Genomic DNA, 13,471 nt, shown 5'->3' on the forward strand with positions numbered 1-13,471 from the left:
GCGCCTGTTAGCATCCCGGGCCATGAACCTCCTCGAGCGCTTCAGGGCCCTGTTCCGGCGAACTTCCCCCTTCCCGGCCAAGGCCCGGGCGGTCTTGGGTGAGCTCCTGGCCACGGACTATGAATGGGCGCAGCAGGTGGGCGCGCCCCAGACGGTTCCCGGCGCCCTGGAGGACCGTTCGGAGGAGGGCGACGCCCGCCGCCGCAGCCGTTTCGACGAGGCCGACCGCCTTCTGGACGGGCTCGACCCCGATCGCCTGTCCGAAGGGGAGCGGGTCGACCTCGCGCTGCTGCGCGCCGAGATCGTCCGGCGCCGCTGGCTCCTCACCGTATTGCGGCCCCAGACCTGGAACCCCGCCCTGTACGACCCCGCGGCCCTCATGGCCGCCACCCTGGACGAGGTGCACGGCAGCGACGATGTGCGCTGGGCGGCGGTCCTGCGGCGTGCCCAGGGCCTCTTCGAGCACGCGGATCAGGTCCGTGCCCGCCTCGACGCCGGGAGCCCGATAGCCCACGCCCACTTGGCCGCGGCCATGCGGATCGGGGAACGGCTCGAAGGGCGCATCCTGGACCGGGTCCGTGCCGTGCTGCGCCCCGACGACCGCGAAGCCGACCTGCCCGAACCACCGTCGGTGCGGCTGGCCGCCTGCCACAGGGTCAGCGCCGCCTCCCGCACCTACGTCTTCCAGGCCGCCGTCGGCGCTGCCGACCGGCGGACCACCGGAGCCGAGGTGGTCGAGCGCCGTTTAGGCGACGACTACGGGGCCTGGCTCCGCCACGAACTGGACACCGAACGCGCCCCGGGCGACCTGCTCGCCCGAGCGGAACGGGATCTGTCGGACGCCGACCGGGAACTCACCGGGACCGCCGCCCTCATGCTGGACGCTCCGCTCCGCGCCGGACAGGTCGACCGGGTCCTCGAGGAGCTGGCCAAGGAGTCCGTCACCTTGGAGAACACCACCGAGTGGACCCAAGGGGCGCTGGACCACCTGCACGCCCGGGTGGCCGAACTCGACCTGGTCACCCTGCCTGAGCGGCGGATCGCGCTCTCCCTGCCCGAACTCCCGGTCCGGGGGAGGGCCCGGCTGGTGCCCGCGCGCCCCCTGGCGGGCGAGGGGCCGCTGCTCGTGCCCTGCATCGTCGCCGACGTCGGGGACGGCCCCGAGTCTCCGGACGGACTCAGCCGCAACCTGCACGAACTCCGCGCGGATCTGACGAGGATCGCCGGACCCGGCCTTGCCCTGCTGGAACCGCGCGCCGCGGCCCCCACCGGCGGGTCTCCGGTGCGCGCACTCCTGCCCAGCCCCGTCCTGACCCGGGGATGGGCCGCGTACATATCCCTGGCCCTGGCCCGCGCGGGCTGGCACGCCGGACCCGGCCCCGAGGGCGTGGTGGACGCCGGGGGAGCGGCGGGGCCCGAGCGCGGAAGGGAACACGAACGGGAGAACGCCGCGCTCCTGCTCCTCACCCTGCTGGAACGAGCGCGCCGCGCACTGTACGCGGTCATCGAAGTCCGCCTGCACACCGGTCACCTGACCGAGCCCGAGGCGATCGGCCGACTCGTCGAGGAGGGGCGCCACGACGCGGAGGAGGCCGACCGGGTCTGGCAGTGGATCAGGACTGCGACACGGCCCGCCGCCACCGACATGGTCGGGTCCCTGGAGGTCGCCGACGTGGTCCGCGACCTCACCGCCGCTCGCCCCGGGGCCGCACCCGGCCGGGTCCACGACGAGCTCCTCGCCCACGGCCCGCTGCCGCCGCGCCACCTGCGCACCCTGCTCGGGCTCTGACCGGTACGCGGACCCGCCGGACTGTCGCGGCGCACACTGACGCGCTCCGGAAGGCACCGGCGCGCCCGCTCCCTTGCGCTTCTATGCTGGGACCCGCAGTACGAAACGGTCATGCGAAGGAACGGACGAGCGATGCGCGGTGCCGACAACGAGCCCGAGAACGGGCCGAGCGACCTCCCCGGCACGGGGACGGGGAGCCCCGACGGATGGGAGCGGCTCTGGACCCCGCACCGCATGGCCTATATCAAGGGGGAGGGCAAGCCGACCGGCCCGAAGGCGGAGGACGGCTGCCCCTTCTGCCGGGCGCCCGGGCTGGACGACGAAGAAGGGCTCGTGGTGGCCCGCGGCAAGTCCGCCTACGTGGTCCTCAACCTCTACCCGTACAACAGCGGCCACTTGCTGGTCTGCCCCTACCGGCACGTCTCCGAGTACACCTCGCTCGACGAGGACGAGACGGCGGAGGTCGCCGCCCTCACCCAGGCCGGGATCCAAGCACTCGACACGGCCCACCGCCCGCAGGGCTTCAACGTCGGCATGAACCTCGGTACGGTGGCCGGTGCCGGGATCGCCGCGCACCTCCACCAGCACATCGTGCCGCGCTGGGGTGGCGACACCAACTTCATGCCCGTGATCGGCCAGACCAAGGTCCTGCCCGAGATGCTGGAGCAGACCCGAACCAAACTGGCCGAACACTGGCCCCGGGGATGACAGCGAGTCTGACCGGAACCCGGCCAGGGCACCGATGGGTGCCCCGACCGGAGCCACGCGGCCGACAGCACGCCACCCGGTGCGGATCCCACCCCCCACGACCGTCCTACGACCACAAGAAGACATGCTGAGAATCCTTCGTCCCATGATCTCCCGGGTCACCGCTCCGCTCGGTCGGAGCCTGGCCAAGATCGGCCTGACCCCGAACGTCGTCACCATCATCGGTGCCACCGGCGTCGTCGTCAGCGCCCTCTACTTCTATCCCCGCGGCCAGCTCTACGCCGGTTCGGTGGTCATCACTGTCTTCGCGCTCTTCGACATGCTCGACGGTGCCGTGGCCAGGGCCAAAGACAGCGCCAGCGCCTTCGGTGCCTTCCTCGACTCCAGCCTCGACCGGGTCGCCGACGCCGCGATCCTCGCCGGACTCATGTGGTGGTTCGTGGGTGAGGGCGATGATCCGATGCTTGCCGGGCTCACCCTCTTCTGCCTCATCAGCGGCTTCATGGTGTCCTACATCAAGGCGCGCGCGGAGGGCCTGGGCGTCAACTGCGACGTGGGAGTGGCCGAACGCACCGAACGCCTGGTGATCATCCTGGTCGCCGTCGGTCTGAGCGAGCTCGGAGTGCCGTACGTCCTCGCCGGCGGCCTGTGGCTCCTCGCCGCGCTCAGCCTGATCACCATCCTCCAGCGCCTGGTGGAGACCCGGGCCCGCCTCAACGACCCGGGCTTCGCCACGGGCGAGGACGAGAAGACGAGCAACGGGGCCTAGGAGGGGGCAGGAGAGGAAGCGGCGGGAAGAGCTGAGGACGGGGCAGGACGTGGACGAACGCATGGCCGATCTGGCCTACTCGGCCGGCTGGACGCTGGTCCGCCGGTCACCGGAACGCGCGGGCCGGGCGGTGTTCCAGCGGATCGCCGACCGCTCCTGGCGCACCCACGACGGCGGTACCCGCGGCCTGGAACGCAACCTGCGCAGGCTGGTCGGCCCGCACGCCAGCCACGCCCAGCTGCGCGCCCTGTCCAAGGCCGGGATGCGCTCCTACATGCGCTACTACTACGAGATGTTCCGCCTGCCCGCCATGGGCCGGGAGCACATCCTCGGCAACACCCGCCAAAGCGGTATCGAGGTCCTGGAGGAGAACATCCGCTCCGGTCGCGGGGTGGTGGCGGCCCTGCCGCACATGGGCAACTGGGACCACGCCGGTGCGTGGATCAGCAGCCGGGGCACACCCCTGACCACCGTCGCCCAGCGGCTCAGCCCCGAAAGCCTCTACCAGCGGTTCACCTCCTACCGGGAGTCCCTGGGCATGGAGGTGCTGCCGCTGACCGGCGGGACCGCCAACACTGTGGGCGTCCTCGTCCGCCGCCTGCGCGAGGGCGGCCTGGTCTGTCTTCTCGCAGACCGGGACATCGGCGGCACCGGCCTCGAGGTGGACTTCTTCGGGGAGAAGGCACGCATGCCCTCGGGGCCCGCCGCCCTGGCCCTGAACACCGGTGCCGCCCTGATGCCGGTCTCGCTCTGGTACGACGGCCCCTACTGGAACATCCGCGTCCACGACGAGATCCCCGTGGCCCCCGCTCCCACTCGGACCCAGCGGATCCAGGACACCACCCAGGAACTGGCCCGCGTGTTCGAGGCCGCCATCGCCGAACACCCTGAGGACTGGCACATGCTCCAGGCCGTCTTCAGCGCGGACCACGAGGCCGACCGCGCCGGTCAAGAGGCGGGTATACGGGGATGAGGGTGGGCCTGGTCTGTCCGTACGCCTGGGACGTCCCCGGCGGCGTCCAGCAACACGTCGGGGACCTGGCCGAGGCGCTGACCGCGATGGGCCACGAGGTCTCGGTACTGGCCCCCGTCGGCTCCGGGGCCCGTGACCTGCCCGACTACCTGGTCCCGGCCGGGCGTCCCGTCCCGGTTCCCTACAACGGTTCGGTGGCCCGGCTCAGCTTCAGCCCGCGCACCGCCGCACGCGTCCGCAGGTGGATCACCGAAGGCGGCTTCGACGTGCTGCACATCCACGAACCCTCCGCGCCCAGCGTCTCCCTCCTGGCCTGCTGGGCGGCGGACGGGCCCATCGTCGCGACCTTCCACACCTCGAACCCCCGCTCGCGCGCCATGTCCGCGACCTCCACCGCCCTGCGCTCGGCCCTAGAGAAGATCAACGCGCGCGTGGCCGTGTCCGAGGCGGCCCGGCGGACGCTGGTCGAACACGTGGGCGGCGACGCCGTGCTCATCCCCAACGGGGTGTCGGTGTGCCGCTTCGAACACGCCGAGGCACTGCCCGGTTGGCCGGGGGAGGGCGGTTCGATCGGTTTCCTGGGCCGCCTCGACGAACCGCGCAAGGGCCTGGCCACGCTGTTGGAGGCCTTCACCCGGATGGCACCCCGCCGGCCCGGGCTGCGCCTGCTCGTGGCCGGGCCGGGCGAACCCGACCTGTCCGGGGTTCCCGCCCACTTGATCCCCCGTGTGGTCCGCCTCGGGCGGCTCGACGACGCGGACAAGGTGCGCGCCTACCATTCCGCCGACGTCTTCTGTGCGCCCAACCTGGGCGGGGAGAGCTTCGGCATCGTCCTGACCGAGGCGATGGCCTCCGGTGCGGCCATTGTCGCCAGCGACATCCCCGCCTTCTCCGTGGTCCTGGGCGGAGGTGGGGCCGGCGAGCTCTTCCGGGTCGGCGACCCGGACCACCTGGCCGAATGCGCCGGCGACCTGCTCGACCACCCCGACCGACGTGCCCAACTGTCCGAGGCGGCCCGCAAGGCTGTGCGCGCCTACGACTGGGACACCGTCGCCGCCGACATCGCGCACGTGTACGAGACCGTCCTGGCGGGCGAAGGACGCGAGGGCCGCCCTAGCGGGGTGCGCCTGGACGGCGGCCGCCTGTCCACCGCCCTGCTCCGCCGGGGTGAGCGCACCTGAGCGCGGACGTCGGATTCGTCACCCTGGTCGCCGCGGCCCTGCTGGCCTTGGTCCTGCTGGGCTTCTACCTGTCCTGGAGGGCCACCCGGCTCGACCGCCTCCACCACCGGGTGGAGACAGCGCGTGCAGCTCTCGACGCGGCCCTGGTGCGCCGGGCCGCCGCCGTGCTCGACCTCGCCGCTGCTGAGGGCCTCGACCCCGAGGCCGCCCGGACCCTGGCCGATGGGGCCAACAGAGCGCGCCGCGCGGGCGACACCGACCGGGAGCTCGCGGAGAGCGCGCTGTCCGCGACGCTGCGCTCCGCTCTGGACGGGCTCCCCCCGGACGCCTCGTCGAGTCCGCGGCTGGTCCCGCACCTGGAGGAGGTGGCGGTTGCCGCGCGGGGCGTACACCTGGCCCGGGTCTTCCACAACGACGCCGTCGCCGATACCCGGCGCTCTCGCCGCTCCCGCCTGGTCCGCCATTTGCGGCTCGCCGGAACCGCCGCGCTGCCGGGCTACTTCGAGATGGACGACCGGACGCCGGAACGCTGACGGCGCCAGCCTGGCGCAAGCACCACCCGCCAAACTCCGATCTGGTCAAACGTCCCGAAAGGGGTGGAACTAGGATGGGAGGCTGGTCGACCCAGGGTGCGCGGCACCGACGGTGTCCGCGCAACCCCGCACGACGCCGCCGAGCTCGCCGCCCGGAGCACGAACCGGACCGTGTTCACCAGGAACCGCAGCTATCCGGAGAACACGGCCTGGCCGCAAACCAGCAGAAGAAACGGGAGCCCACCACCGTGGCCACCAACGCATCGAACACCACCGACAACGCCGTCGGTACCCAGCGCGTCAAGCGAGGCATGGCAGAGCAGCTCAAGAACGGCGTCATCATGGACGTCGTCACGCCGGAGCAGGCCAAGATCGCGGAGGACGCCGGTGCCGTCGCGGTCATGGCGCTTGAGCGCGTGCCCGCCGACATCCGCAAGGACGGCGGCGTCGCCCGCATGTCCGACCCGGACATGATCGACGGCATCGTCGAGTCGGTCTCCATCCCCGTCATGGCCAAGGTCCGGATCGGCCACTTCGTCGAGGCCCAGGTCCTGGAGTCCCTCGGCGTCGACTTCATTGACGAGTCCGAGGTCCTCACCCCGGCCGACGAGGCCTACCACATCGACAAGTGGGCCTTCACCGTCCCCTTCGTCTGCGGTGCCACCAACCTCGGTGAGGCCCTGCGCCGCATCGCCGAGGGCGCGGCGATGATCCGCTCCAAGGGCGAGGCCGGCACCGGCAACGTCGTCGAGGCCACCCGCCACATGCGCTCCATCAACGGCGAGATCCGGCGGCTCGGCACCCTGGACGGGCCCGAGCTGTTCGGCGCAGCCAAGGAGCTGCGCGCCCCGTACGAGGTCGTCAAGGAGGTCGCGCGCCTGGGCAAGCTGCCCGTGCCGCTGTTCTCCGCCGGCGGTGTCGCCACCCCGGCCGACGCCGCCCTGATGCGCCAGCTCGGCGCCCAGAGCGTGTTCGTCGGTTCGGGCATCTTCAAGTCCGGTGACCCGGCCAAGCGCGCCGACGCCATCGTGCAGGCCACTCTGCACTACGAGGACCCCGCGGTCATCGCGCGCGTCTCACGCGGCCTGGGCGAGGCCATGGTCGGCATCAACGTGGAAGAGCTTCCCGAGTCCGAGCGTTACGCCGGTCGTGGCTGGTAACCCTTAGCCAGTCACGGGTTCGTGCCGGGCGGCGGGGACGGGTCCCCGCCGCCCGGCCGGTTCCAGAGTCAGTTCCACAACGAGTGAGGCCGTACTTGACCGCCACACCCACCATCGGTGTCCTCGCCCTCCAAGGGGACGCCGACGAACACGTGCACGTGCTGGAGGGCCTCGGCTCGCGCACCGTGAAGGTCCTCTCCGCTGACCGGCTCGACGACGCGGACGCCCTGGTCATCCCCGGTGGGGAGTCGACCACCATGTCCAAGCTGGCCGTCCGCTACGGGCTGCTGGATCCCCTCCGCAAACGCGTCGTCGACGGGATGCCCGTCTACGGGACGTGTGCCGGAATGATCATGCTGGCCGACCGCGTCCTCGGGGGGACCGCCGACCAGGAGACCGTCGGCGGTATCGACATGACCGTGCGCCGCAACGCCTTCGGGCGCCAGACCGAGTCCTTCGAAGCCGGGGTACGGATCGACGGCATCGGCGAGGACCCCTTCGAGGCCGTGTTCATCCGGGCGCCCTGGGTCGAGTCGGTCGGCGCCGGCGTCACCGTCCTCGGGGCCGTGTCTAGGCCTGACGAGGCCGGTAGGATCGTCGCCGTACGACAGGGCAGCCTGATGGCGACGTCCTTCCACCCCGAACTCACCGGCGACGCGCGCATCCACCGCCTCTTCGTCGACATCGCGAAAGGACAAGCATGAGCGGCCACTCGAAGTGGGCCACCACCAAGCACAAGAAAGCCGTCATCGATGCCAAGCGCGGCAAGCTGTTCGCCAAGCTGATCAAGAACATCGAAGTGGCCGCGCGTACCGGTGGCGGTGACGTCGAAGGCAACCCGACGCTCTTCGACGCCATCCAGAAGGCGAAGAAGAACTCGGTGCCCGCCGACAACATCGAGCGCGCCCGCAAGCGCGGCTCCGGTGAGGAGGCGGGCGGCGCCGAATGGCAGACCATCATGTACGAGGGGTACGCCCCCGGCGGCGTGGCGCTGCTCGTGGAGTGCCTCACCGACAACCGCAACCGGGCCGCCTCCGAGGTGCGTGTGGCGGTCACCCGCAACGGCGGCAACATGGCCGACGCCGGCTCGGTGTCGTACCTGTTCAACCGCAAGGGTGTCGTGCTCGTGTCCAAGGAGGGCACTACCGAGGACGACGTGACCCTCGCGGTCCTTGAAGCCGGGGCCGAAGATGTCGAGGACATCGGCGAGTCCTTCGAGATCGTCTGCGAGGCCACCGACCTGGTCGACGTCCGTACGGCCCTCCAGGAGGCCGGAATCGACTACGACTCCGCCGACTCCAGCTTCCTGCCGACCATGGAGGTCCCGCTCGACGCCGAGGCCGCCAAGAAGGTCATGCGGGTCGTGGACGCGCTCGAGGACTCCGACGACGTCCAGAACGTGTTCACCAACGCCGACATCCCCGACGAGGTCATGGCCGAGCTGTAGTGCTCCGCGCCCGGCCCGAGGGCCGACCTCAGGGATCATACGACGACGCCTGTGGCCGCACCCCTGCAGAGGGGCGCGGCCACAGGCGTTTTCCGGGCCGCCGGTCAGGGCAGCTGGCGCAGGACCTCGGCGGTGAACTCCTCGGTACCGGCGGTACCGCCCAGGTCGCGGGTTTGTACGCGGCCCTCGGCCAGGACCGTTCGGACAGCTTCCATCATCTGCTGGCCGGCCTCGGGGTGCCCCAGATGGTCCAGCATCATCGACGCCGACCACAGGGCGCCCAGCGGGTTGGCGGCGCCCTTCCCCGCGATGTCGGGGGCTGACCCGTGCACCGGTTCGAACATGGACGGGTACTCCCGCTCCGGGTTGAGGTTGGCGGACGGGGCGATGCCGATCCCGCCCGCCACCGCCGCGGCGAGGTCGCTCAGGATGTCGCCGAACAGGTTCGATCCCACGATCACGTCGAACCGCTCCGGGTCCAGGACGACCTTGGCGGCGAGCGCGTCGATGTGCTCCTGCTCCCAAGCCACGTCCGGGTGGTGCCCGGCCCGCTCAGCGACCAGCTCGTCCCAGAACGGCATGGTGTGCACGATCCCGTTGGACTTGGTGGCCGAAGTCAGCTGACCGCCGCGCTGCTCGGCGAGGTCGAAGGCGTACTCCAGGACCCGCTCCACCCCGCGCCGGGTGAACACCGACTCCTGGACGACGGTCTCCTCCGGTGAACCCTCGTAGATCCTTCCGCCGATGCTCGAGTACTCACCCTCGTTGTTCTCCCGGACGACTACGAAGTCGACCTCACCGGGCAGCGCCCGGCCGACCGGGCTCGGCACGCCCTCCAAAACTCTGATGGGCCTGAGGTTGACGTACTGCTGGAAGCCGCGGCGGATGGGAATGAGCAGCCCCCACAGGGAGACGTGGTCCGGCACCCCCGGCCAGCCCACAGCGCCCAGCAGGACGGAATCGTGGTGCCGGATCTGGTCGAGCCCGTTCTCCGGCATCATGGCGCCCTCGGCTAGGTAGCGCTCGCAGGACCAGTCGAACTCGTCGTAGGCGAGGCCGAAGCCGTGGTGGGCGGCGATCCTGTCCAGGACGGCGAGGGCGGCGGGCGTGACCTCCTTGCCGATCCCGTCGCCGGGGATCGTGGCGATGCGGTACTGCTTCATGGGGACTCCAAGTGGTGGTGGCGTAGGAAGTCGGCGAGTTCGGTTGCGGTTGCCTCGGGTGCTTCCTCGGGCACGTAGTGGTCGCAGGCGAGGGCCCGGCCCCGTACGTCCGATGCGTACTCCGCCCAGGCCTGAAGCACGTCGTAGCTGCGGCCGACGAAGCTCTGCTCCCCCCACAGCAGGAGGACGGGACAGTCGATGCGGCGCCCGGCGTCCTCGCGGTCGTGTTCGAGGTCGACGGTGGCGGCCGCCCGGTAGTCCTCGCAGGAGGCGTGGATTGCGGCGGGGTCGCTGAAGCAGCGGACGTACTCCTCGACCGCCGCCGGGTCGAAGGCGGCCCCGCCGTGGTGGCGGGCGTTCATGCGGGTCCGGACCCAGAACCCCGGGTCCTGTCCGATGAGGTGCTCGGGGATGCCGTTTCCGGCCGTCAGGAAGAACCAGTGGTAGTAGCCGGCGGCGAAGTCGGCGTCGGCGTTCTCGAACGAGTACCGGGTCGGGACGATGTCCAGGGCGGCGAAAGCGGTGACCGCCTCGGGGTGGTCCAGGGCCAGCCGGTGCCCGGCCCTGGCTCCCCGGTCGTGGCCGACGACGGCGAAGCGGTCGTACCCGAGCTCGCGCATGACGAGGAGCTGGTCGCGCGCCATCGAGCGCTTGGAGTAGGGGAGGTGGCTGGCATCGGAGGCGGGTTTGCCGCTGTCCCCGTAACCGCGCAGGTCGGTGAGGACGACGGTGAACCGTTCCGCCAGTACGGGGGCGACCCTGTGCCAGATGAGGTGGGTCTGGGGATAGCCGTGCAGGAGCAGGACCGGAGGCCCGGCTCCGGCGACACGGACGCTGATGCGTACCCCGTCAGCGTCTACGGTTCGCCGCGAGAAGCCGGGGAGAAGTCGGTCGCTCATGCCCCGATCCCAGCAGCCCGGGCGGGGCGGCGTCCAAGACCGGTTATCGATCGCTCTTATAAGCTGAACTTATAGGACGAGCCGGGGCGAACCCGGTCAGGCAGGTTCGGGGGAGCACAGTGGACGTTCGGCAGCTGGAGTACTTCCTGGCCGTCGTCGACCACGGCGGGATGAACCGGGCCGCGGCCGCCCTCCACCTTTCCCAACCGTCCCTTTCACAGGCGATCCGCGCCCTGGAACGAGACCTGGGAAGTGACCTCTTCCACCGCATCGGCCGCCGCGTCGTACTCAGCGACGCTGGACACGCCCTCGTCGGCCCCGCACGCGAGTCGGTACGCGGACTCGATCTGGCCAGGTCGGCGGTGGAGGCCGTCCAAGGGCTTCGAAGGGGCCGCGTGGACGTGGCCGCGCTGCCCACCCAGGCCATCGAGCCGCTCACCGGTCTGGTCGCCGGCTTCACCGAACGCCATCCCGAGGTTTCCGTGTCCATCCGGGGAGCCCTCACCAACCGGGACGCCGTCCAGATGGTGCGCACGGGCGCCTGCGAGCTCGGCGTGATCGCCACGGACGGCCCCTCGGCCGACGCCGACGTCCGCGTGTATCCCCTGGCCAAGCAGGCCTTCGTGCTGTTGGCCCCGCGGGGCGGGCCCTTCCCGCAGGGCGAGCCGGTCCCCGTCGTCGACCTCGCCGGGCGGCGCCTCATCGTCGGTCACCGGGGCTCGGGCATGCGCCGATTCGTCGACCGCCTGCTCTCCGAAGGGCTGGACGCGCACATCGCGGTGGAGAGCGAACACCGGGTGTCGATCCTGCCGCTCGTCCTGGACGGCGCCGGTTTCGCCGTAGTCACCGATGCCTGGCGGGCCCTCGCCGAACAAGCCGGGGCGCTGGTCCTGGACCTGGTGCCCACAGACCACCTGGAAGTGGCGCTGATCAGCCGCAAGGGCCCGCTCACCGCGGCGGCCGAGGCCTTCCTCGACCACGCCACAGCCTGACCGGCTCGGACGGGTCCGGACCAGCTGTTCGAGTCAGCCGGTCATATCCAGGCCGGCGATCACCTTTGTCGGGCGCACACGCACCACAAGCTCGCCGGGGACGCCGTTGCGCCGGCCGAACTCCTCGGCCCGCTCCGGCCCCATGTACCGCCGGGCGATCTCCGTCGCGGTACGCAGCAGTTCGCCGGGGTCCTCGGAGACTTCCGCCTCGCCCTGGACCTGAACGAAACCGAACGGCGGCTCCTCCAGGTCCACCACCAGCGCCAGCCGTGGGTCACGGGCGAAGGCCCTGCCTTTGGCACTGTCCCTGCCGGTGTTGAACACCAGCCCGTCACCGTCGATGGTGAACCAGATCGGCGCCACCAAGGGGCGGCCGTCCGCGGAGGTGTAGGCGACCTTGCCCGTCCGGGTGCCTTGGAGCAGGAATGCGCGGACCTTGGGATCGGAGAGTGAGCTCATCGCCCCAACCTAGATCGGTACCCTGTCGCCACCCGGGCCCGACACGCTCGGCCAGGGCCAACACGCCCTGTGGGACGGCGGTTCGCGTCGCCGCCCACCGCTAGCATGGTGCGAACGGGCGTTCGAGAAGAGAGACGGTGGCAACGTGCGCGTGCTGGGAATCGACCCGGGGCTGACCCGGTGCGGCATCGGTGTCGTGGAGGGGGCCATCGGTCGCCCCCTGCGCCTCCTGGGCGCCGACGCCGTCCGCACCGCCTCGGACACCGAACTCCCGCAGCGGTTGGTCGCCATCGAACGCGGCATCGAGGAGTGGCTGGACAAGTACGAGCCCGATGCCGTCGCCGTCGAGCGCGTCTTCGCCCAGCACAACCTCAGCACCGTGATGGGCACCGCCCAGGCCAGCGGGATCGCCCTGGTCTGTGCCGCCCGCCGCGGCCTGCCCGTGGCCACCCACACCCCGAGCGAGGCCAAGGCCGCCATCAGCGGCAACGGCCGCGCCGACAAGAAGCAGGTCGGCGGCATGGTGGCGCGTATCCTCGGACTGGACGGGCCACCCAGGCCCGCCGACGCCGCGGACGCGGTGGCCCTGGCCATCTGCCACATCTGGCGCGGCGGGGCCCAGGCGCGGGTCGCCCAGGCCCAACAGGACTTCGCCCGCAAGGTGGAACTGGCCCGCCGCGCGCGCGGCCGCTAGGACCGGCCACCGGACCCGGGCAGCAACAGGCAGCAGTACCGCCCCCAGGAAGGAGACGGGCACCCCTCCAGGTGCCCACACGAGATGATCGCGTTCCTCACCGGCCGGGTGGCCGCACGCGGCGCGGGCAGCGCCGTCATCGACGTCGGCGGCGTCGGGATGACCGTACAGTGCACCCCCTCCGCCCTGTCCCGCCTGCACGTGGGGGAGGAGGGCACCGTCGCCACCAGCCTCGTCGTCCGGGAGGACTCCCTCACCCTCTTCGGGTTCGCCGACGACGACGAGAAGCACCTCTTCGAACAGCTTCAGACCGCCTCCGGCATCGGCCCGCGCATCGCCCTGGCCATGCTCGCCGTGCACAGCCCCGACAGCCTCCGCCAGGCCGTGTCCTCCGAGGACACCGCTGCCCTGACCCGGGTGCCCGGTATCGGCAAGAAGGGTGCGCAGCGCATCGTCCTGGAACTGCGCGGCAAGATCGACGCGCCCGTCCTGACCGACGGCACCCTGCCCCCCACCGACGCCCCCAACGGCTCCGAGCCGGGCGGCGCCTGGCGCGGGCAGGTCGTCTCCGGCCTGGTCAACCTCGGCTGGTCGGCCAAGGACGCCGAGGCCGCCGCGGCCTCCGTCGCCGCCGAGGCCGAGGAAACCAGCGACGTCACCGTCCTCCTGCGCAGCGCCCTGCGCAGCCTCAGCCGCGCCTAGGA

15 protein-coding genes are annotated in these 13,471 nt (G+C 71.3%); 12 read left to right on the forward strand and 3 right to left on the reverse strand.

What is annotated here, in order from left to right:
- The first annotated feature begins 22 nt into the window (after nucleotides 1-22).
- The 9 genes from ACYVD1_RS19165 (at nucleotide 23) to ACYVD1_RS19205 (ending at nucleotide 8,560) form a co-directional block, all read left to right on the forward strand.
- On the forward strand, nucleotides 23-1,789 hold the full coding sequence (locus tag ACYVD1_RS19165) for a DUF885 family protein (protein WP_460774510.1): 1,767 nt from the start codon (nucleotides 23-25) through the stop codon (nucleotides 1,787-1,789).
- Between the two features lie 132 nt (nucleotides 1,790-1,921).
- Nucleotides 1,922-2,497 (forward strand): HIT family protein, encoded by a 576-nt coding sequence (locus tag ACYVD1_RS19170; RefSeq protein ID WP_460774605.1) that lies wholly within the window; start codon nucleotides 1,922-1,924, stop codon nucleotides 2,495-2,497.
- A 145-nt stretch (nucleotides 2,498-2,642) separates the two neighbouring features.
- Complete coding sequence (gene pgsA, locus ACYVD1_RS19175) at nucleotides 2,643-3,266, forward strand: phosphatidylinositol phosphate synthase (RefSeq protein ID WP_460774608.1); 624 nt, start codon at nucleotides 2,643-2,645, stop codon at nucleotides 3,264-3,266.
- A 49-nt stretch (nucleotides 3,267-3,315) separates the two neighbouring features.
- Nucleotides 3,316-4,239 carry a phosphatidylinositol mannoside acyltransferase gene (locus tag ACYVD1_RS19180; protein ID WP_460774513.1) on the forward strand — a complete coding sequence of 308 codons (924 nt, stop codon included), beginning with the start codon at nucleotides 3,316-3,318 and terminating at the stop codon, nucleotides 4,237-4,239.
- Nucleotides 4,236-5,420, forward strand: a complete 1,185-nt coding sequence (locus tag ACYVD1_RS19185) for a glycosyltransferase family 4 protein (protein WP_460774515.1) — start codon at nucleotides 4,236-4,238, stop codon at nucleotides 5,418-5,420. The genes ACYVD1_RS19180 and ACYVD1_RS19185 overlap by 4 nt, the downstream gene beginning before the upstream one ends.
- A gap of 47 nt (nucleotides 5,421-5,467) precedes the next feature.
- Nucleotides 5,468-5,953, forward strand: a complete 486-nt coding sequence (locus ACYVD1_RS19190; RefSeq protein ID WP_460774518.1) for a hypothetical protein — start codon at nucleotides 5,468-5,470, stop codon at nucleotides 5,951-5,953.
- Between the two features lie 248 nt (nucleotides 5,954-6,201).
- On the forward strand, nucleotides 6,202-7,113 hold the full coding sequence (gene pdxS, locus ACYVD1_RS19195) for a pyridoxal 5'-phosphate synthase lyase subunit PdxS (protein ID WP_460774521.1): 912 nt from the start codon (nucleotides 6,202-6,204) through the stop codon (nucleotides 7,111-7,113).
- A 95-nt stretch (nucleotides 7,114-7,208) separates the two neighbouring features.
- Complete coding sequence (pdxT, locus tag ACYVD1_RS19200; protein ID WP_460774524.1) at nucleotides 7,209-7,817, forward strand: pyridoxal 5'-phosphate synthase glutaminase subunit PdxT; 609 nt, start codon at nucleotides 7,209-7,211, stop codon at nucleotides 7,815-7,817.
- The gene (locus ACYVD1_RS19205; protein ID WP_460774528.1) at nucleotides 7,814-8,560 is read left to right on the forward strand and encodes a YebC/PmpR family DNA-binding transcriptional regulator; all 747 of its coding nucleotides are present in this window, start codon (nucleotides 7,814-7,816) and stop codon (nucleotides 8,558-8,560) included. Before pdxT ends, ACYVD1_RS19205 begins: the two co-directional genes overlap by 4 nt.
- Before the next feature lie 104 nt (nucleotides 8,561-8,664).
- Here ACYVD1_RS19205 and ACYVD1_RS19210 read toward each other — a convergent pair whose 3' ends face one another.
- Both ACYVD1_RS19210 and ACYVD1_RS19215 read right to left on the reverse strand, forming a co-directional pair.
- On the reverse strand, nucleotides 8,665-9,723 hold the full coding sequence (locus ACYVD1_RS19210; RefSeq protein ID WP_460774531.1) for a tartrate dehydrogenase: 1,059 nt from the start codon (nucleotides 9,721-9,723) through the stop codon (nucleotides 8,665-8,667).
- Nucleotides 9,720-10,622 carry an alpha/beta fold hydrolase gene (locus ACYVD1_RS19215; RefSeq protein ID WP_460774534.1) on the reverse strand — a complete coding sequence of 301 codons (903 nt, stop codon included), beginning with the start codon at nucleotides 10,620-10,622 and terminating at the stop codon, nucleotides 9,720-9,722. The genes ACYVD1_RS19210 and ACYVD1_RS19215 overlap by 4 nt, the downstream gene beginning before the upstream one ends.
- A gap of 119 nt (nucleotides 10,623-10,741) precedes the next feature.
- On the opposite strand from ACYVD1_RS19215, the gene ACYVD1_RS19220 reads away from it, so the two are divergent.
- Nucleotides 10,742-11,614, forward strand: coding sequence for a LysR family transcriptional regulator (locus tag ACYVD1_RS19220; RefSeq protein WP_460774536.1), 873 nt, complete (start codon nucleotides 10,742-10,744; stop codon nucleotides 11,612-11,614).
- A gap of 33 nt (nucleotides 11,615-11,647) precedes the next feature.
- Here the strand turns inward: ACYVD1_RS19220 and ACYVD1_RS19225 are convergent, their stop codons facing one another.
- Nucleotides 11,648-12,073 carry a PPOX class F420-dependent oxidoreductase gene (locus tag ACYVD1_RS19225; RefSeq protein WP_460774539.1) on the reverse strand — a complete coding sequence of 142 codons (426 nt, stop codon included), beginning with the start codon at nucleotides 12,071-12,073 and terminating at the stop codon, nucleotides 11,648-11,650.
- A 145-nt stretch (nucleotides 12,074-12,218) separates the two neighbouring features.
- On the opposite strand from ACYVD1_RS19225, the gene ruvC reads away from it, so the two are divergent.
- A complete protein-coding gene (gene ruvC / locus ACYVD1_RS19230; protein WP_460774543.1) occupies nucleotides 12,219-12,767 on the forward strand; it encodes a crossover junction endodeoxyribonuclease RuvC in 549 nt (182 codons plus the stop codon).
- 84 nt (nucleotides 12,768-12,851) lie between these two features.
- Nucleotides 12,852-13,469, forward strand: coding sequence for a Holliday junction branch migration protein RuvA (gene ruvA, locus ACYVD1_RS19235; protein WP_460774546.1), 618 nt, complete (start codon nucleotides 12,852-12,854; stop codon nucleotides 13,467-13,469).
- The last annotated feature ends 2 nt before the right edge of the window (nucleotides 13,470-13,471 follow it).

It is taken from the genome of Nocardiopsis nanhaiensis (genome assembly GCF_054778635.1).